The sequence below is a fragment of the Mycobacterium sp. NGS67 genome (assembly GCF_059812185.1).
On record NZ_JCALCF010000044.1, the window covers coordinates 1 to 18,621 of the forward strand.

19 protein-coding genes are annotated in these 18,621 nt (G+C 69.0%); 11 read left to right on the plus strand and 8 right to left on the minus strand.

The window, feature by feature from the left end:
* Together AC5Y4D_RS25465 and AC5Y4D_RS25470 are read right to left on the minus strand one after the other, a co-directional pair.
* Nucleotides 1-744: PPE family protein (locus AC5Y4D_RS25465; protein ID WP_500038545.1), on the minus strand; the 744-nt coding region annotated here is incomplete at its 3' end.
* A 160-nt stretch (nt 745-904) separates the two neighbouring features.
* The gene (locus AC5Y4D_RS25470) at nt 905-2,059 is read right to left on the minus strand and encodes an FAD-binding oxidoreductase (RefSeq protein ID WP_500038546.1); all 1,155 of its coding nucleotides are present in this window, start codon (nt 2,057-2,059) and stop codon (nt 905-907) included.
* A gap of 185 nt (nt 2,060-2,244) precedes the next feature.
* Here AC5Y4D_RS25470 and clpB point away from each other — a divergent pair, with 185 nt between their 5' ends.
* From clpB to AC5Y4D_RS25505, 7 genes are all read left to right on the plus strand, one after another.
* Nucleotides 2,245-4,791 carry an ATP-dependent chaperone ClpB gene (clpB, locus tag AC5Y4D_RS25475; protein ID WP_500038547.1) on the plus strand — a complete coding sequence of 849 codons (2,547 nt, stop codon included), beginning with the start codon at nt 2,245-2,247 and terminating at the stop codon, nt 4,789-4,791.
* 178 nt (nt 4,792-4,969) lie between these two features.
* Nucleotides 4,970-5,800: a trehalose monomycolate transport factor TtfA gene (ttfA, locus tag AC5Y4D_RS25480; protein ID WP_499944614.1), complete on the plus strand. Its 831-nt coding sequence runs from the start codon at nt 4,970-4,972 to the stop codon at nt 5,798-5,800.
* A gap of 6 nt (nt 5,801-5,806) precedes the next feature.
* A complete protein-coding gene (locus AC5Y4D_RS25485) occupies nt 5,807-6,580 on the plus strand; it encodes an SDR family NAD(P)-dependent oxidoreductase (protein WP_499944615.1) in 774 nt (257 codons plus the stop codon).
* On the plus strand, nt 6,567-7,109 hold the full coding sequence (gene pyrE, locus AC5Y4D_RS25490; RefSeq protein WP_499944616.1) for an orotate phosphoribosyltransferase: 543 nt from the start codon (nt 6,567-6,569) through the stop codon (nt 7,107-7,109). The genes AC5Y4D_RS25485 and pyrE overlap by 14 nt, the downstream gene beginning before the upstream one ends.
* A 9-nt stretch (nt 7,110-7,118) precedes the next feature.
* Nucleotides 7,119-8,012 carry a hypothetical protein gene (locus AC5Y4D_RS25495; RefSeq protein WP_499944617.1) on the plus strand — a complete coding sequence of 298 codons (894 nt, stop codon included), beginning with the start codon at nt 7,119-7,121 and terminating at the stop codon, nt 8,010-8,012.
* Nucleotides 8,009-8,656, plus strand: a complete 648-nt coding sequence (locus AC5Y4D_RS25500) for a TrmH family RNA methyltransferase (protein ID WP_499944618.1) — start codon at nt 8,009-8,011, stop codon at nt 8,654-8,656. Before AC5Y4D_RS25495 ends, AC5Y4D_RS25500 begins: the two co-directional genes overlap by 4 nt.
* A 35-nt stretch (nt 8,657-8,691) precedes the next feature.
* Nucleotides 8,692-9,801 (plus strand): glycoside hydrolase family 76 protein, encoded by a 1,110-nt coding sequence (locus AC5Y4D_RS25505; RefSeq protein ID WP_499944619.1) that lies wholly within the window; start codon nt 8,692-8,694, stop codon nt 9,799-9,801.
* Here the strand turns inward: AC5Y4D_RS25505 and AC5Y4D_RS25510 are convergent.
* The gene (locus AC5Y4D_RS25510; RefSeq protein ID WP_499944620.1) at nt 9,790-10,479 is read right to left on the minus strand and encodes a DedA family protein; all 690 of its coding nucleotides are present in this window, start codon (nt 10,477-10,479) and stop codon (nt 9,790-9,792) included. The genes AC5Y4D_RS25505 and AC5Y4D_RS25510 overlap by 12 nt on opposite strands.
* 62 nt (nt 10,480-10,541) lie before the next feature.
* On the opposite strand from AC5Y4D_RS25510, the gene fbaA reads away from it, so the two are divergent.
* Nucleotides 10,542-11,576, plus strand: coding sequence for a class II fructose-bisphosphate aldolase (gene fbaA, locus AC5Y4D_RS25515; RefSeq protein ID WP_499944621.1), 1,035 nt, complete (start codon nt 10,542-10,544; stop codon nt 11,574-11,576).
* A 67-nt stretch (nt 11,577-11,643) separates the two neighbouring features.
* On the opposite strand, the gene AC5Y4D_RS25520 is transcribed toward fbaA, so the two are convergent.
* Nucleotides 11,644-12,429, minus strand: coding sequence for an Rv0361 family membrane protein (locus AC5Y4D_RS25520; RefSeq protein WP_500038548.1), 786 nt, complete (start codon nt 12,427-12,429; stop codon nt 11,644-11,646).
* A 38-nt stretch (nt 12,430-12,467) separates the two neighbouring features.
* On the opposite strand from AC5Y4D_RS25520, the gene AC5Y4D_RS25525 reads away from it, so the two are divergent.
* Nucleotides 12,468-12,881: a DUF3151 domain-containing protein gene (locus tag AC5Y4D_RS25525; protein ID WP_499944623.1), complete on the plus strand. Its 414-nt coding sequence runs from the start codon at nt 12,468-12,470 to the stop codon at nt 12,879-12,881.
* Nucleotides 12,882-12,889: 8 nt separating this feature from the next.
* Here AC5Y4D_RS25525 and AC5Y4D_RS25530 read toward each other — a convergent pair whose 3' ends face one another.
* From AC5Y4D_RS25530 to AC5Y4D_RS25540, 3 genes are read right to left on the minus strand one after another with little or no spacing between them, the layout of a single operon-like run.
* On the minus strand, nt 12,890-13,783 hold the full coding sequence (locus tag AC5Y4D_RS25530; protein WP_500038553.1) for a cation diffusion facilitator family transporter: 894 nt from the start codon (nt 13,781-13,783) through the stop codon (nt 12,890-12,892).
* A gap of 40 nt (nt 13,784-13,823) precedes the next feature.
* Complete coding sequence (locus AC5Y4D_RS25535; protein WP_500038549.1) at nt 13,824-14,576, minus strand: site-2 protease family protein; 753 nt, start codon at nt 14,574-14,576, stop codon at nt 13,824-13,826.
* 9 nt (nt 14,577-14,585) lie between these two features.
* Complete coding sequence (locus tag AC5Y4D_RS25540; protein ID WP_499944626.1) at nt 14,586-15,209, minus strand: peptidase M50; 624 nt, start codon at nt 15,207-15,209, stop codon at nt 14,586-14,588.
* 88 nt (nt 15,210-15,297) lie between these two features.
* Here AC5Y4D_RS25540 and AC5Y4D_RS25545 point away from each other — a divergent pair, with 88 nt between their 5' ends.
* Both AC5Y4D_RS25545 and AC5Y4D_RS25550 read left to right on the plus strand, forming a co-directional pair.
* Nucleotides 15,298-16,596, plus strand: a complete 1,299-nt coding sequence (locus AC5Y4D_RS25545) for an adenylosuccinate synthase (protein ID WP_499944627.1) — start codon at nt 15,298-15,300, stop codon at nt 16,594-16,596.
* Nucleotides 16,593-17,231: a PaaI family thioesterase gene (locus AC5Y4D_RS25550; protein WP_499944628.1), complete on the plus strand. Its 639-nt coding sequence runs from the start codon at nt 16,593-16,595 to the stop codon at nt 17,229-17,231. The genes AC5Y4D_RS25545 and AC5Y4D_RS25550 overlap by 4 nt, the downstream gene beginning before the upstream one ends.
* Here AC5Y4D_RS25550 and AC5Y4D_RS25555 read toward each other — a convergent pair.
* Nucleotides 17,228-18,487 (minus strand): PPE family protein, encoded by a 1,260-nt coding sequence (locus AC5Y4D_RS25555; protein WP_499944772.1) that lies wholly within the window; start codon nt 18,485-18,487, stop codon nt 17,228-17,230. The genes AC5Y4D_RS25550 and AC5Y4D_RS25555 overlap by 4 nt on opposite strands.
* Between the last annotated feature and the right edge of the window lie 134 nt (nt 18,488-18,621).

Below are 18,621 nucleotides of genomic sequence, written 5' to 3' on the forward strand. Positions count from 1 at the left end.
GCCGAAGTTGTCGAATGCGGCCGTCAGCGCCGGGCCGACGTTGCCGAAGCCGACGTTGTTGCTGCCGATGTTTCCCGAGCCGATGTTGAAGTTGCCGATGTTGCCGCTGCCGATGTTGCCGACACCGATGTCGGCGAAGCCGAGGTTGCGGAAACTGCGGGCGGCCGCGGCTGCGATGACGTCCAGGCTGGGGACGGCGGCGGGAACCGAGACCCCCAGCAGGCTCAGCAACCCTTCCGGGAACGGGACCAGGGCCGCCGCCGCGGCCGCGGCTCCGGTGTAGTAGTCGAACATCGCGACCACGTCCTGGGCCCACATCTGTTCGTAGAGGGCTTCGCTGGCCGCGATCGCCTGGGTGTTCTGGCCGAACAGGTTCGACAGCACCAGCGACACGAACTGGGAGCGGTTTGCCGAGATGATCGCCGGCTGCACGGTCGCCGACACCGCGGCTTCGAACGCTGCCGCGGCGACCCGCGCCTGGGTGCCGGCCTGCTCGGCGTGCGTCGCTGCCGTCGTCAACCAACCCAGATACGGCGCCGCAGCACTGGCCATCGCGACCGCCGACGCACCCTGCCACGACGAGCCGACAAGTCCCGAGGTCAGCGAGGAGAACGAGGACGCTGCCAGACCCAGCTCGGCGGCCAGGCCGTCCCAGGCCGCTGCCGCCCGCAGCAGAGGTTCCAGGCCCGCGCCGAACAGTAGCCGCGCCGAGTTGATCTCGGGAGGGAGCACCGCGAAGCTCATCACCTGTTCCTAACTGGAACCGCATATCCCGTCGGGCGCGTGTGTCGGCAGATGACTATTCAACAGCCGTCTGACACAGAATTGCGTTCGATTCGCGAAAAATCCACAGATCTTTTCGGCGCGGTTCTCGCGGGGCGTGCGCCGCGATATCCGCCGCGGCCTATCGCGACAGCGGATCGTGCTGGATGCGTTCGGCGGGCGCGCCTTTGGCGATCAGCGCGGCCTTGGTCGCGCGGACCATGTCGGCTCCGCCGCAGATCAGGATCTGCCGGTCGCCCCAGTTGCCGTACCTGGTGACGACGTCGGGCAGCCGGCCCGTCTGGCGCACGTGCAGTCCGCGCGGCGGCGAGACGTCGGGGTACTCGGCCGCCCAGGCCGGATCGCGGTTGTACTCCGATACCGGCGAGACCGACAACCACGGATTGTGGGCGGCGACCTGCCACAGCGTGCGCAGGTCGTAGAGCTCGCAGGGGTAGCGGGCGCCGAAGAAGAGGTGCACCCGCGGGTTCTCGGCGAACCTGCTCAGATCCATGATCAGTGCCCGCAGCGGGGCCAGTCCCGAGCTGCCCGCGACCATCAGCACGTCGTCGCCGTCGCGGTCGACGTGGAATCCGCCGTGCGGACTCGACACCCGCCAACGGTCCCCCGGCATGGTCTCGGTGACGACGGCGTTGCTGACCAGGCCGCCGGGCACCACCCGGACGTGGAACTCGATCTGACCGTCCGGGTCGGCGGGGATGGCCGGCGACAGGTAACGCCAGCGGCGCGGGCACTGCGGAATGTGCACGTTGACGTACTGCCCGGGGTGGTAGCGCAGCGGTCGGTCCAGGCGCAGCCGCACCACCGCGAGGTCCCGCGACACCCGGTGGTGCTCTACGACCGTGCCGTCGCACCAGGCGGGTGCGTCGTCGGAGTCCGCGGCCCCGCTCATCACCCCGGCGAACAGGTTCAGCGACTGTTCGGCGGCCTCGGCGACGGCCGGCGTCCACGCGCTGCCCAGCTGGGTGCGCAGCGTCGCAGACAACGCGCTGCGCAACGTCGTGTAGTGCGCTGGCAGCACGCCGTATTTGCGGTGGTCGCGGCCCAGCTGGGCCAGGAAGGCGACCGGCTCCTCGGCGCGCTGGGCGAGCAGTTCGCCGTAAAGCCAATGCAGTGCGTGCCCGAACGCGGCCCGCTGGCCGGCCATCTCGGGGGGGAACAGGTCGCGAATAGAGGCGTCGAGGGCGAACCAGCGGGTATAGAAGCGGTGGACGAGTTCGGCGTCGGTGAACGCGTCGCGCAGCGTCTGCAACGCCTCCCGGTCCTCGAGTCCCACGCCCACCAATTTTAGGGGCCCCTTTTCTTGGCGCGAGCAGACGCAAAATCCCCTTTTTCCCCGGCGTGTCGGGAGCTTTTGCGTCTGCTCGCCCGGGGGAGTTTAGACTTGAGCGGAACAGACTCAACCTTGACGGCGTTGTACCAGCCGACAAGATTTTTCATCAAGACCCGAACGGAGGTGTCGTGGACTCTTTCAACCCGACAACCAAGACGCAGGCGGCCCTGACGTCGGCACTGCAGGCGGCGTCGTCCGCCGGCAATCCCGAGATCAGGCCATCTCATTTGCTGATGGCGCTGCTGACGCAGAACGACGGGATCGCCGTGCCGCTGCTGGAGGCTGTCGGCGTGGAGCCCGCCGCCATTCGCACCGAGACCCAGCGGCTGCTGGACCGACTGCCGCAGAGCAGCGGCGCCAGCTCCCAGCCGCAGCTGTCCCGGGAGTCGCTGGCGGCCATCACCACCGCCCAGCAGCTGGCCACCGAGATGGACGACGAGTTCGTCTCCACCGAGCACCTGATGGTCGGCCTGGCCACCGGCGACTCCGACGTCGCCAAACTATTGACCGGGCACGGCGCCTCCCCGCAGGCGTTGCGTGAGGCGTTCGTCAAAGTCCGCGGCAGCGCGCGGGTGACCAGCGCCGACCCCGAGGCCACCTACCAGGCCCTGGAGAAGTACTCCACCGACCTGACCGCCCGCGCCCGCGACGGCAAGCTCGACCCGGTCATCGGCCGCGACAACGAGATCCGGCGCGTGGTGCAGGTGCTGTCGCGGCGCACCAAGAACAACCCGGTGCTCATCGGCGAGCCCGGCGTCGGCAAGACCGCCATCGTGGAGGGCCTGGCCCAGCGCATCATCGCCGGCGACGTGCCGGAAAGCCTGCGCGACAAGACCGTCGTCTCCCTGGACCTGGGGTCCATGGTGGCCGGCGCCAAGTACCGCGGCGAGTTCGAGGAGCGCCTCAAGGCGGTGCTCGACGACATCAAGAACTCCGCCGGGCAGATCATCACCTTCATCGACGAGCTGCACACCATCGTCGGCGCCGGCGCGACCGGCGAATCGGCGATGGACGCCGGCAACATGATCAAGCCCATGCTGGCCCGCGGCGAACTGCGGCTGGTGGGTGCCACGACGCTCGACGAGTACCGCAAATACATCGAGAAGGACGCCGCGCTGGAGCGCCGCTTCCAGCAGGTGTTCGTCGGCGAGCCGTCGGTGGAGGACACCGTCGGCATCCTGCGCGGACTCAAGGACCGCTACGAGGTGCACCACGGGGTGCGCATCACCGACTCGGCGCTGGTGGCCGCCGCCACCCTGTCCGACCGTTACATCACCGCCCGTTTCCTGCCGGACAAGGCGATCGACCTGGTCGATGAGTCCGCCAGCCGGTTGCGGATGGAGATCGACTCCCGTCCGGTCGAGATCGACGAGGTCGAGCGGCTGGTGCGCCGGCTGGAGATCGAAGAGATGGCGCTGGCCAAAGAAGAGGACGCGGCGTCGCGCGAACGGCTGGACAAGCTGCGCGCCGAGCTGGCCGACTACAAGGAGAAGCTGGCCGAGCTGACCACCCGGTGGCAGAACGAGAAGAACGCCATCGACGTCGTCCGCGAACTCAAGGAGCAGCTGGAAGCGTTGCGCGGCGAGGCCGAGCGCGCGGAGCGCGACGGCAACTACGAGAAGACCGCCGAGCTGCGCTACGGCCGCATCCCCGAGCTCGAAAAGAAGCTCGACGCCGCGATCCCGCAGGCCGAGGCCCGCGAGAACGTGATGCTCAAGGAAGAGGTCGGTCCGGACGACATCGCCGACGTGGTGTCGGCGTGGACCGGGATCCCGGCCGGCCGGCTGCTCGAAGGCGAGACCGCCAAGCTGCTGCGCATGGAGGACGAGCTGGGCAAGCGTGTCGTCGGGCAGAAGAAGGCCGTGCAGGCCGTCTCCGACGCGGTGCGCCGCAGTAGGGCCGGGGTCGCCGACCCCAACCGGCCGACGGGTTCGTTCCTGTTCCTGGGCCCGACCGGCGTCGGTAAGACCGAGCTGGCAAAGGCGTTGGCGGACTTCCTGTTCGACGACGAACGCGCCATGGTCCGCATCGACATGAGCGAGTACGGCGAGAAGCACTCGGTGGCCCGGCTGGTCGGTGCGCCCCCCGGCTACATCGGCTACGACCAGGGCGGTCAGCTGACCGAGTCGGTACGCCGCCGGCCCTACACGGTGGTGCTGTTCGACGAGGTGGAGAAGGCCCACCCGGACGTCTTCGACGTGCTGTTGCAGGTGCTCGACGAGGGCCGGTTGACCGACGGCCAGGGCCGCACGGTCGACTTCCGCAACACGATCCTGATCCTGACGTCCAACCTGGGATCCGGTGGCACCGAGGAGATGGTGATGGCGGCGGTGCGCTCGGCGTTCAAGCCGGAGTTCATCAACCGCCTCGATGACGTGCTGATCTTCGACGGCCTCAACCCCGAGGAACTGGTGCAGATCGTGGACATCCAGCTCAACCAGCTGGCCAAGCGGCTCGCCCAGCGGCGCCTGCAGCTCGAGGTGTCGCTGCCGGCCAAGCAGTGGCTGGCCCAGCGCGGCTTCGACCCCGTGTACGGGGCGCGGCCGTTGCGCCGGCTCGTTCAGCAGGCCATCGGCGACCAGCTGGCCAAGATGCTGCTGGCCGGTGAGGTGCACGACGGCGACGTGGTGCCCGTCAACGTCAGCGCGGACGGCGACTCGCTGGTTCTGGGCTGAGTCCCACGGCGTGAACAGACGCGAAAGCCCCCGAAAACGACCGTTTTCGGGGGCTTTCGCGTCTGCTCGCGCCACCTCACCGCCACCCCCTGGGGCGTCGCTCGACGCTACCCTGTGACGTGGTTGTGACCAGCTCGGATTCTGTGTTCGAACCAGACAGCAGATAAGCTGTCCTCCGATGGTCCCGCTCTGGTTCACCTTGTCCGCACTGTGTTTCGTCGGTGCGGCGGTGCTGTTGTACGTCGACATCGATCGACGCCGCGGACGCAGCCGGCGCCGCAGGTCCTGGGCCAGGTCACACGGCTTCGACTACGAACGCGAATCCACCGACATCCTGCACCGCTGGAAGCGCGGGGTGATGTCGACGGTCGGTGATGTGCCCGCGCAGAACGTCGTGCTGGGGCAGATCCGGGGCGAGGCGGTGTACATCTTCGACCTCGAGGAAGTCGCCACGGTGATCGCCCTGCACCGCAAGGTCGGCACCAACGTGGTGGTCGACCTGCGTCTGAAGGGTCTCAAGGAGCCGCGCGAGAGCGACATCTGGCTGCTCGGCGCGATCGGACCCCGGATGGTCTACTCCACCAATCTCGACGCGGCCAGGCGGGCCTGCGACCGGCGCATGGTCACCTTCGCCCACACCGCACCCGACTGCGCCGAGATCATGTGGAACGAGCAGCACTGGACACTGGTGGCGATGCCGATCGCCAGCACGCGCGCCCAGTGGGACGAGGGTCTGCGCACGGTCCGCCAGTTCAACGACCTGCTGCGGGTGTTGCCGCCGCTGCCCGCCGAGACCACCAAGGAGACCGGCGAGTCCGAGGGCCGGCGTGCCCCCAGCCGACCGCTCGCCTCGGCGGCCCGAGCGGAGTTGCCGTCGCGACGTGCCCAACCCGACCCGGCCGCCGGGATCCTGCCCGAGCCGGGTCGCCGCGCCGCCGAGCCCGAAACCGCTCGGCGTCCGCCGCGGACGGGCCGCAACGGCCACCAGGCCAGCAACTACCAGCACTGAGCGCCGATGCCCCGACCTGTCGCGTTGATCACTGGGCCCACTTCGGGCATCGGTGCCGGATATGCCCGCCGTTACGCCCGCGACGGCTACGACCTCGTTCTCGTTGCCCGGGATGCAGAAAGGCTGCAGCAGTTGGCCGGCGAGCTGCAGTCCGAAGCCGGCAACATCGAGATTCTGCGCGCGGACCTGGCGGTGGGCGCCGATCGCGACAAGGTCGCCGAGCGGCTGGCCGACGGGGTCCGCGTCCTGGTCAACAACGCCGGCTTCGGCACGTCCGGTGAATTCTGGGACGCCGACCCCGCGGACCTGCAGAAACAGCTCGACGTCAACGTCACCGCGGTCATGCATCTGACCCGGGCCGCGTTGCCGGCCATGCTCGATGCCCGGGCCGGCACCGTGATCAACATCGCCAGCGTCGCCGGCCTGCTGCCCGGCCGGGGCTCGACGTACTCCGCGTCCAAGGCCTGGGTCATCTCGTTTACCGAAGGACTGGCCAACGGGTTGCAGGGCACCGGTGTCGGAGTGCATGCCGTCTGCCCGGGCTACGTGCGCACCGAGTTCCACAGTCGCGCCGGAATCGACATGACCGAGGTGCCGTCGTTCATGTGGCTCGAGGTCGACGATGTGGTCCGCGACAGTCTCGCCGACGTCGCCCGCGGCAAGGTGATCAGTGTGCCCGGCGTCGAGTACAAGTTCCTGGTCGCCACGGGACGCGCAATGCCGCGACGGCTGGCGCGCGCCGTGACCAAGCGATTCGGCAGTGGCAGTGGCCGAACCTGAGCCGCGCGCCGAACTCTCCGAGTTGGTGCGCCGGTTGTCGGTGGTGCACGGCCGCGTCACGCTGTCGTCGGGCAAGGAGGCCGATTACTACGTCGACCTGCGCCGCGCCACCCTGCACCACCGGGCGTCGGCCCTGATCGGCCGGCTGATGCGCGAACTCACGCAGGACTGGGACTACGCGGTGGTCGGCGGCCTGACGTTGGGCGCCGATCCGGTCGCGACGGCGGTCATGCACGCGCCGGGCCGCCCGATCGACGCGTTCGTGGTCCGCAAGTCGGCGAAAGCCCATGGCCTGCAACGACTTATCGAGGGGTCCGAGGTGTCCGGCCAGCGGGTGCTGGTGGTGGAGGACACCAGCACCACCGGTGGCTCGGCGCTGACCGCGGTGCGCGCCGTCCAGGATGCCGGCGGCGACGTGGTCGGCGTGGCCACCGTCGTGGACCGCGCGACCGGCGCCGCGGAGGCCATCGAAGCCGAGGGGTTGCCCTACCGCAGCGTGCTGGGTCTCGCCGATCTGGGGTTGAGCTAGGCCGCGGTGGTGCGATTTCTCGTGGCGTTGACCCTGGCGCTGGCCTGCCTGGTGGGCTGCTCGGGGTCGGACAAGAGCCGGATCTGGGGTGCGCAGAACGCCCGCTTCGGGGAATCTCAGGCGGTGCTGGGCTGGAACATGTCCGTGTCGAATCTGCGTTGGTCCGACGAGTATGTGCTGGTCGACGTCGACGCGTCGCCGACGGACGCGCACCAGCCGCACGCCAAGGCAGAAGACATCCGGTTCGGTCTGTACGGCGCGCTGTCGCACCCGATGGAGGCGACCGGGCTGGGCAGCTGCGACGAGGCGATGACCAAGGTCCGCGACGTCACGTCACCACTGAAGGCGCCGCCGGACCGGCTCACCGGCACGGTGTGCCTGGGGCCGCTGAAGGAACGCAGCGCCGTTCGCGGGATGTACGTCTACTCCCCGCGCGATCGGATCGCCGGAACCGCGGCAGCCTATCCGGCGGCGTTCCCGGTGGGTCTGTTGCCGACCAAGGAGAGCGACACCGGACTGGTCGTCAAGACCACCAGTGTGTCGGCGTGGCGCGCCGACGGCATGCCGGTGACCCAGGCCCAGTTGGGTAACCCGGCGGCGTTCAACGGCAACGGCTACATGCTGCTGGGTCTGCAGGCCGACGCGGTGGCGGATCGGTATCGCGAGGACTCCGCCAAACGCGGCGGACCTCTGATGCTGTTGGCTACGCCGACTCTGTCCGGCCGGCCGCTGAGCCCGGGCTGCGCGACCTACGGGTCCTCGGTGCTGGTTCTGCCCGACGCGTCGCGGGATGCTGTGCAGCTCAGCGCATCCCTGTGCACCCAGGGCGAGATCAACGAGGCGCTGTTGTACGCGACGGTGGCGGTCGTCGGCACCCACGCCGCGGTGTGGACCACCAAGTGACCGAGCCGGGTCCCACCGAATGGGGCGCGCCGGCCGGGGGTGGGGTCGGGCCCTGGACGGGTGACCCGCCGGATGACCCCCGCTACGATCCAGATCTGTTGCGCGCCGGCGATACTCGCAACGTCGTCGACGCCTACCGGTACTGGACCCGGGCGGCGATCGTCGCCGATATCGACAAACGGCGCCACCGGCTCCATGTGGCCATCGAGAACTTCGGGCACGACGCGAACATCGGATCGGTGGTCCGCACCGCCAACGCGTTCGCCGTCGACACCGTGCACATCGTCGGCCGCCGGCGCTGGAACCGCCGCGGCGCCATGGTGACCGACCGCTACCAGCGGCTGCGCCACCACGACAGCACCGCCGAGTTGATGGACTTCGCGGCGACCGCCGGCCTCACCGTGGTCGCGGTGGACAACGTGCCCGGCGCCGCCCGGCTGGAAGAGACCACCCTGCCGCGCGACTGCCTGCTGGTGTTCGGGCAGGAAGGGCCCGGCATCACCGACGACACCCGGACCGGCGCGACGATCACGGTGTCGATCGCGCAGTTCGGCTCGACGCGCAGCATCAACGCCGGTGTGGCCGCGGGTATCGCGATGCACGCCTGGATTCGGCAGCACGGGGACCTCACCCGCGCCTGGTGATCACCCGCTGCGACGGTAAGGCAGGATCGACAGCTATGGATCAGGTATGGGCGAACCGGGCCGCCAGCTCCGAAACCGCTGTCACGCAACGGCACCTGAGCCGGGTCTGGCTACTGCCCGGCACCCAGCTCGGCGTGGTCGCGTGGCCGTCGGCTCGCCGCGACCGGTTGTTCGGCACCTGGCACTACTGGTGGCAGGCGCATCTGCTGGACTGCCTGATCGACGCCCAGCTGCGCGACCCGCAACCCCAACGGCACACCCGGATCAACCGGCAGGTCCGGTCACACCGGTTGCGCAACACCTTCCGCTGGACCAACAGCTACTACGACGACATGGCGTGGCTGGCGCTGGCGCTGGAGCGCGCCGCCCGGCTCGTCGACGTCGAACGCAGCCGGGCGCTGCCCAAACTCGCCAGGCAGTTCCTCGACGCCTGGGCGCCCGAAGACGGCGGCGGCATCCCGTGGCGCAAAGGCGGCGAACGATTCTTCAACGCTCCCTCCAACGGCCCCGCGGGGATCTTCCTGGCCCGCTATGACGGGCACCTGCGGCGTGCCCAGCAGATGGCTGACTGGCTCGACGAAACCTTGATCGACCCGGAGACACATCTGGTGTTCGACGGCATCAAGGACGGTTCGCTGGTCCGCCCGCAGTACACCTACTGCCAGGGTGTGGTGCTGGGGCTGGAAACCGAGCTCGCCAAACGCACCCACGACGACCGGCACCGGCCGCGGGTGCACCGCCTGGTCGCCGCGGTGAACGAGCACATGGCGCCGGCCGGGGTGCTCAAGGGTGGCGGTGGCGGCGACGGAGGCCTGTTCGCCGGGATCACCGCGCGCTACCTGGCGCTGGTCGCCACCGACCTGCCGGGCGACGCCGCCGAGGACGTCGCGGCCCGGGACACCGCCGCCAAGATCGTGCTGTCGTCGGCGAAGTCGGCATGGGATTACCGCCAGACCGTGGACGGGCTACCGGTGTTCGGCGCGTTCTGGGACCGCGACGCCGAGATCCCCAAAGCGGCCGGTCAGGAGGCGCAGTTCGTCCAGGGCGCGGTTAACAGCTCGGAGATCCCCGAGCGGGACCTGTCGGTGCAGCTGTCGGGCTGGATGCTGATGGAGGCCGCGCACCGCGTCGCGTCAGTCGGATAACGTCAGCGGATCCGCTTCGTCTTCGGCGGTCGCCTGCGCGCTGCGGCGTCGGCCCCGGTAACCCTTCCAGGCCGCGATGAACGCCGGGATCATCGACACGAACAGGATGCCCAGGATGATCTTCTCCAGGTTGTGGTGCACGAATTCCACGTTGCCCAGGAAGTAGCCCGCTATCGTCACCCCGGCGCCCCACAGGATGCCACCGACGATGTCGAACGCCAGGTACACCGGATACCGCATGTAGGACACGCCGGCGATCACCGGGGTGAATGTCCGCACGAACGGCATGAACCGCGCCAGGATGATCGCCCACGCCCCGTACTTCTCGAAGAACGCATGCGAGTCGGTCACATAGTGCTTCTTGAAGAACCGCGAGTCTTCCTTCTTGAACAGCGCGGGCCCGATCCGGCGGCCGATGAAGTATCCCGTCTGGTCACCAAGAATGGCGACCACCGCCACGGCGGGTGCCAGCACCCGGATGTCCAGCGTCCCATGCGCGGCCAGCAATCCACCGGTGAACAGCAGCGACTCGCCGGGCAACAGCGGGAACAGCAGTCCGGTCTCGACGAAGACGATGACCAGGATGGTCGGCAGCACGGCTGAGGCGAACAATCCCTGCGGTCCGACCCAGTACATGGGGTCGAGGATGTTCGGCAGGGCCGCCAGGGTGGTGCTCATGGTGGTTCAACATACCGGCGTTGTCATACTGGGTAGGCCAGTCGTCTAGGAGGAGCCGTTCCATGCCCATCGCAACCCCCGAGATCTATGCCGAGATGCTCGGACGTGCCAAGGAGAACGCCTACGCCTTCCCGGCCATCAACTGCACCTCGTCGGAGACGGTCAACGCGGCGCTCAAGGGCTTCGCCGAAGCGGGCAGCGACGGCATCATCCAGTTCTCCACCGGCGGCGCGGAGTTCGGTTCCGGACTGGGCGTCAAGGACATGGTGACCGGTGCGGTGGCGCTGGCCGAGTTCACCCACGTCGTCGCGGCCAAGTATCCGATCAACGTCGCGCTGCACACCGACCACTGCCCGAAGGACAAGCTGGACGGCTACGTGCGCCCGCTGCTGGCGATCTCGTCGGAACGGGTCGGCAAAGGGGATAACCCGCTGTTCCAGTCGCACATGTGGGACGGCTCGGCGGTGCCGATCGACGAGAACCTGGAAATCGCAAAGGAACTGCTCAAGGCGGCGGCGGACGCCAAGATCATCCTGGAGATCGAGATCGGGGTGGTGGGCGGCGAGGAGGACGGCGTCGCCAACGAGATCAACGACAAGCTGTACACCACGCCGGAGGACTTCGAGAAGACCATCGACGCGCTCGGTCACGGCGAACACGGGCACTACCTGCTGGCCGCGACTTTCGGCAACGTGCACGGCGTGTACAAGCCGGGCAACGTCAAACTGCGCCCCGACATCCTGGCCCAGGGTCAGAAGGTGGCCGCGGCCAAGCTCGGTCTGGCCGACGACGCGCAGCCGTTCGACTTCGTCTTCCACGGTGGTTCCGGGTCGGAGAAGTCCGAGATCGAGGAGGCGCTGCGCTACGGCGTGGTGAAGATGAACGTCGACACCGACACCCAGTACGCGTTCACCCGCCCGCTGGCCGCGCACATGTTCACCAACTACGACGGCGTGCTCAAGGTCGACGGCGAAGTGGGCAACAAGAAGGTCTACGACCCGCGCAGCTACCTGAAGAAGGCCGAAGCGGCGATGGCCGAGCGTGTCATCGAGGCATGCAACGACCTGCACTGCGCCGGCAAGTCGGTCACCTCATAGTGCCGAGCAGACGCAAAAGCCCCCATTTCGCAAGGAAATTGGGGGCTTTTGCGTCTGCTCGCGCGGGTTAACTGCTGGGTGACTGGCAGATCTTCCACTGGTCGTCGCGGAACTGCAGGTCCAGGCTGCGTGTCGACCGGGTCTGCGGGTCGTAGGCCATGAACGTGGTGACGTTGGCCTCGGCGTGCTGACCGTTGACGACCACCTGGTCGATGCTGGCGATCACCGGATACTGCTTGGCCGCCGAAACCCGGCGGTAGGTATCTGACCACGACTTCTCGTCGTACTCCAGGTAGCCGTCGCGGGTGGTGCCGCAACTGATGCCGCGCAGCGCGGTCAGGTCGCCGCGCTGGACGGCGATGTCGAAGCCCTGGATGGTCTGTTTGACCTGGTCTTCCTGCGACGCCTTCGAATTGTTGTTGCGGGTCAGGATCAAGGTGCCCAGGATCGCGATCGCCGCCAGCGCCAGGACGATCACCACGATGGCCAGCACCCAGCCCCAATTGCGGGTCTTGGTCGGCTGTTTGCCACCGCTGCGAGCGGGAATCGATTGCGGCACAGCCGCTTTCGGCGGCGGCGGGGGCGCGGCCGACGGCGTGTTCGGTGCGGCACGCGTCTGGAAGGCCTCGGTGGGCGCCTCCGGGGCGGTGGCGATCACCTGGGTTTCCTTTTCGTCGAAACCAGGTGCGGTGAAGCGCCGCTCGGGCTGGTCGTCGGGCCCGACGGGTTCGGTGGCCGCCTCCGGCTGCCGTTTGGCGAGTTTGAGCGTCTCGGTTTCGGCCTCGCTGGCTGCCAGCCGCTGGCTGACGTCGTCACCGGTGCCGTCGCGTTCTGGCTCGGGTGCGTTGGGCATAGAAGCAGCTTAGCGACCCGCTTGGCAGAATGACCCCCATGACGTCGATGGGTGACCTTCTCGGACCTGATCCGATCCTGCTGCCGGGGGACAGCGAGGCCGAAGCCGAGCTGCTCGCCAACGAGAATCCGGGCATCGTCGCCGCCGCGCACCCGTCGGCGTCGGTGGCCTGGGCCGCACTCGCCGAAGAGGCGCTGGCCGACGACCGCGCCATCACCGCCTACGCCTATGCCCGCACCGGCTATCACCGGGGTCTGGACCAGCTGCGCCGCAACGGCTGGAAGGGGTTCGGCCCGGTGCCCTACCAGCACGAACCCAACCGGGGGTTCCTGCGGTGCGTGGCCGCCCTGGCGCGCGCCGCCGACACCATCGGAGAGACCGACGAGTTTCGGCGGTGCCTGGACCTGCTCGACGACTGCGACCCGCAGGCCCGCACGGCGCTGGGTCTCTAACAGGGGCGCTAGTACGTCTCCGCGCAGTGACCGTCCGGGGAGTCGATCTGAACGGTCGCGTGGTCGAGTCCGCGGGTCGCCAGCACCGCGCGCGCCTCGCGCAGCACGCGGGCGGCGTCGCCGCCGCTGGTCAGGTGCGCGGTGACCACGTCCTTGCCCGGCGACAGCGTCCAGACGTGCAGGTCGTGTACCTCGGTGACGCCGTCGAGCGCACCGAGCGCCGCGCGCAATTCCTCGACGTCGACGTGGGCGGGCGACGATTCGGACAGGATCCGCAGCGCGGCGCGGGCCAGGGCGATCGCGCGCGGCAGCACCCACAGCGCCACCAGCACCGCGACCACCACGTCGGCGTAGGGCCAGCGGGTCGTCACGGTCACGATCCCGGCGACCAGCACGCCGATGCTGCCGACGGTGTCGGCGACGACTTCCATGTAGGCGCCCTTGACGGCCAGGCTCGCTTCGGAATGCGACCGCAGCAGCATGGCCACCGCGAAGTTGGCGGCCACGCCGGCCAGCGCCACCACGATCATCGGCACACCGGGCACCGCCGGCGCCCCGCCCAGCCGGTCGACCGCCTCGTACAGGATGAACACCGCCACACCGACCAGCAGCGCGGCGTTGACCACCGCGGTGAACACCTCGGCGCGGTGCCAGCCGTAGGTGCGCTCCGGCGACGAGCTGCCCTTGCGGGCCAGTACGACGGCGGCCAGGCCCATGAAGACCGCGACCACATCGGTGAGCATGTGGCCCGCGTCGGCCAGCAGCGCGATGGAGTTGATCAGCAGCGACGTGGTCAGCTCGATCACGAAGAACGTCGCCAGAATGCCGGCGGCGACGACCATCCGGGGGATCATCCGCGACGCGTCCGCCCCGGCGGGAGTGTGACTGTGTCCGGCACCCATGCCCAGCAATATATGCGTAAACACGCATATATGACAAGACTCAGAACAGCGAACCCCAGAACCGCGTGAGCGCGGCGCCCGTCATCGCCAGCCGCGGCGAGATCCCGGACAGGCCGAACAGCGCGTAGACGCTGCCGAAGAACCACCGGTTCAGCACCGGCGACAACAGCAGGAACAGCAGCAGGAACACGCCCCACTGCTTGGCCGGCGCCACCGCGCGCTGCGTCTGCGGACTCAGGTGCGGCTCCAGCGCGTCGTAGCCGTCCAGTCCCGGGATCGGCAGCAGGTTCAGCAACACCGCGGTGAGCTGCAGAAACCCCAGGAACGCCAGCCCGGTGGCCAGCACCCGGTGCGCCGGGTCGTAGGTCAACCGGGTGGCCGCCAGCAGCAGCACCCCGAGCACCAGGTTGGCCGCCGGACCGGCCAGGCTGACCAAGGTGCGGCGCACCGGTGTCATGAACGAGGTCCGCAGGTACACCGCGGCACCGGGCAATCCGATCCCGCCCAGCGCGATGAACACCATCGGCAGCACCAGCGACAGCCCGACATGGGTATAGCGCCGCGGATCCAGCGCCAGATAGCCGCGCACCGCCGCGTCGTGATCGCCGAACCGCCAGGCGGTGTAGGCGTGCCCGAATTCGTGCAGGCACAACGACACCAGCCAACCCGCGATGACCAGCACGAACACTCCGGCGTAGGCCAGCGGCCGTACCGTGGACCCGGCCGCCCAGGCCAGTCCGGCACCGACGCCGGTCAACCCGACCAGGCCGAGGAAGATCGGGCTGGGTCGCACCGGTCGAAACTACCGGACCAGCAGCCAGCCCTCGATGTTGCGGTAGAACGTCGATCGGCGCACCCCGCGTGGGGCCGGGACGCCGTCACGCAGCACGTTTGCGCCGGTCGTGCCCAGTTGCGCGGCGCGGCCGCTGACCCATCGGCGGCGCCCGGCCACGGTGGCGCGCAGGCCCGGCAGCCCCAGCGTCGGTTCGATCCACACTTCGGCGGCGGTGCCGTCGAACAGCACGGTGTCGTCCACGACGGCTTCACCGGTGATCGACCCGTCGGCCGGCAACCAGCTGGCCCGCCCGACGAGCACCGTCCCGGTCTCGTCGCGGATCAGCGGCACCCGGGTGGCACCGCGCCGTAGCGCGCGCCGGGCCGCGCGGCGACCCGCCGGCAACCGGTAGGCGCGGGTGGCGCGGGTGCGTCGCCGCGGCGCGTAGGCGACTTCGACGTCCAGCCGGTCCAGGCGCAGCAGCCGGGTCAACACGACGGCCAGGTCGGCGTCCGAGCCGACAACCACCAAGCGCCCGCTGGTCTGGATCAGTGCGTCGACATCGTCGAGCCCACCCGTCGCAAGCCCCCGCAGCGGGCGTGGCGGCTCGCGTTCGTCGAACGGCAACACCGCAACACCGGGCGCATTCATGACACTCCTCGCATACCGCTGGGTAGGGTAGGTCACCGGCTGGACCACCATAAGGGGCCCAACCTGCGAGACGAGTTGGGAGCACGTCATGCCGGCAATCGTCCTCATCGGCGCCCAGTGGGGCGACGAGGGCAAAGGTAAGGCCACCGATCTGCTCGGTGGCCGGGTGCAGTGGGTGGTGCGCTACCAGGGCGGCAACAACGCCGGGCACACCGTCGTGCTGCCGACCGGGGAGAACTTCGCGCTGCACCTGATCCCGTCGGGCGTGCTGACACCCGGGGTCACCAACGTCATCGGCAACGGCGTCGTGATCGACCCCGGCGTGCTGCTCGACGAACTCAAGGGTCTGGAAGACCGCGGCGTGGACACCTCCAAGCTGCTGATCTCGGCCGACGCCCACCTGCTGATGCCGTATCACGTGGCCATCGACAAGGTCACCGAGCGCTACATGGGCAGCAAGAAGATCGGCACCACCGGCCGCGGCATCGGCCCGTGCTACCAGGACAAGATCGCCCGGATGGGGATCCGCGCGGCCGACGTGCTCGACCCCGAGCAACTGGCGCGCAAGATCGAAGCCGCCCTGGAGCTCAAGAACCAGATCCTGGTCAAGATCTACAACCGCAAAGCGCTCGAACCCGAGCACGTCGTCGAGGCGTTGTTGGCGCAGGCTGAAGGTTTCTCCCACCGCATCGCCGACACCCGGCTGCTGCTCAACAACGCGCTGGAGGCGGGGGAGACGGTGCTGCTGGAGGGTTCTCAGGGCACGCTGCTCGACGTCGACCACGGCACCTACCCCTACGTCACGTCGTCGAACCCGACCGCCGGGGGCGCCGCCGTCGGGTCCGGCATCGGTCCGACCCGGATCAGCACGGTGCTGGGCATCCTGAAGGCCTACACCACCCGGGTGGGTTCGGGTCCGTTCCCGACCGAGCTGTTCGACGAGAACGGCGAGTACCTGTCCAAGACGGGCGGCGAATTCGGCGTCACCACCGGCCGGCGCCGGCGCTGCGGCTGGTTCGACGCCGTCATCGCCCGCTACGCCACCCGGGTCAACGGCATCACCGACTACTTCCTGACCAAGCTGGACGTGCTGTCCAGCCTGGAGACGGTACCGGTGTGTGTGGGCTACAAGATCGACGGCAAACAGACCTCCGAGATGCCGATGACCCAGAGCCTGCTGTGCAAGGCCGAGCCGGTGTACGAGGAATTGCCGGGCTGGTGGGAGGACATCTCGGCGGCGCGCGAGTTCGACGACCTGCCGGCCAAGGCGCGCGACTACGTGCTGCGGCTGGAAGAGCTTGCCGGGGCGCATGTTTCGTGCATCGGTGTCGGTCCGGGACGGGATCAGACCATCGTGCGCCGCGACGTCCTGGCGGCGCGTCCGTGACCGAGCCGGACCCCACCAGCGAGGATCCCGACTACGAACACCACGGCGGCTTTCCCGAATACGGGGTCGCCGAGCCAGGGGAAGGGTTCCGCAGATTCGTGACGTCGATGCGGACGGTTCAGGATCTGGCCGTGTCCGCCGACCCGAGCGACGACGTGTGGGACCGGGCCGCCGAACACGCCGCCGCGCTGGTCGCGTTGCTCGAGCCTTTCCAGGCCGCCGAGGGCAAGTCGCCGGCCGGGCGGACGCCGGATCTGCCCGGCATGGGCAGCCTGCTGATGCCGCCGTGGGACCTGACCCGCTACGGTCCCGACGGCGTCGAGATGACCGGTCACTTCAGCCGCTTTCACGTCGGCGGCAACATGGCGGTGCACGGCGGAGTGCTGCCACTGCTGTTCGACCACATGTTCGGCATGATCTCGCACGCCGCCGGCCGGCCGATCAGCCGAACCGCCTTCCTGCACGTCGACTACCGCAGGATCACCCCGATCGACCAGCCGCTGGTAATCCGCGGGCGGGTCACCCGCACCGAAGGCCGCAAAGCGTTCGTGTCCGCCGAGATCGTCGACGCCGACCAGAACGTGCTGGCCGAGGGCAACGGGCTGATGGTGCGGCTGTTGCCCGGCCAGCCCTAATCCTTCGGCGGCACCACGACGATCGTCGCCCCGGGGATCGCCGCCAGCGTTGCCGCCAGGTTGGCAACCACGCCGGGCGGCAGCCCCTGCGGTAACCCGGGGAACTGCGCCGCGGCGGCCGCGGCTGGAATCGCCGGGGTGTCGGGGGCCCCGGGCCGGGTCGCGGCGGCGCCGGTGCTGCTGGCCGCCGGGGCCGCCTGCGTCGGGGTCGAGGCCGCACCGCCCCGCGCCGCTATGCCGGCCAGCCCGACGCCGGCCATACCCGCTGCCGCCATGCCCGCGTAGCCGCCGTCCGGCCCGCCCGTCATCACCAGCGGAGTCGTGCCGGGGAACAGTGCGGCGACCTGGCGCGCTGCCGGCGGCATGAACCAGCTCTGCGGCACCGAGAGGCCGCCGAGATTGGCCGACGTGCCCGTCAGCGCGGCGGCTCCCGCCCCGGTGAGGGGCCGCGGCGTCAGCTGACCCCGGGGCGGCGTGAAGCCGAAGCGCTCGCCACTCTCCAGTTCGTCTTCTTCGAGCTCGTTGCCCTTTTCGAGCTCTTCTTCCTGGACTTCGTCGCTACGCACTTCCTCGCTGAACTGACCCAGCGCGACGATCAAGCTGGCTCCCGCCAGGCCCGCGGTGGCCAGCACCAGCAGGTCCAGGTCCTCGAACGGACTCGGCAACGGGATCGCCGGCGCCGCCGGTGCCGCGGCGGCGGCGGCCGCGACTTCCCCGGGCAGCGCGCTGTCAGCGGTGGTCGCCGGCGGCGGGGTGAACGGCGACAACTCGGCGGCGGCTTTCGAGCTGCCGGCGTAGCCGTCCATGACCACCACGTCCTGCGCCCACATCTCGCCGTAATAGGACTCGTTGGTCGCGATGGCCGGGGTGTTCTGTCCGAAGATATTGGTCTGCACCAGCGACATCGTGCTGCTGCGGTTGGCGGCGATCTCGGCGGGCGGGACCGTCGCCGCATAGGCCGTCTCGTACGCGGTCGCAGCGGCCAGGGCCTGGGCGCCGGCCTCTTCGGCCTGGGCTGCGGTGGCCCGCATCCACGCCATGTACGGGGTGGCCGCGGCGGCCATCGACAACGCGGACGGCCCCAGCCACTCCTGGGCGTTGAGACCCGAGATCACCGAGGCATAGGACTCCGCGGTCGCGTGCAGTTCGCCGGCCAGCCGTTCCCATGCCGCCGCCGCCTGGAGCAGCGGTGCAGACCCGGGACCGGCATAGATCCTGGCCGAATTGATTTCGGGTGGCAGCGCGCCGAAATCCATGCTCAACATCGGTCGCGGCCCCCCTTCCTCGATGACACCTGACTGGTACTGCCCAAAGAGTTTCACAAGAGTTTCACCAAAACTCAAAAAGAGGCACACCGCTGTGTTGCGGCGGCCCCGCCCTATCCTTGAGC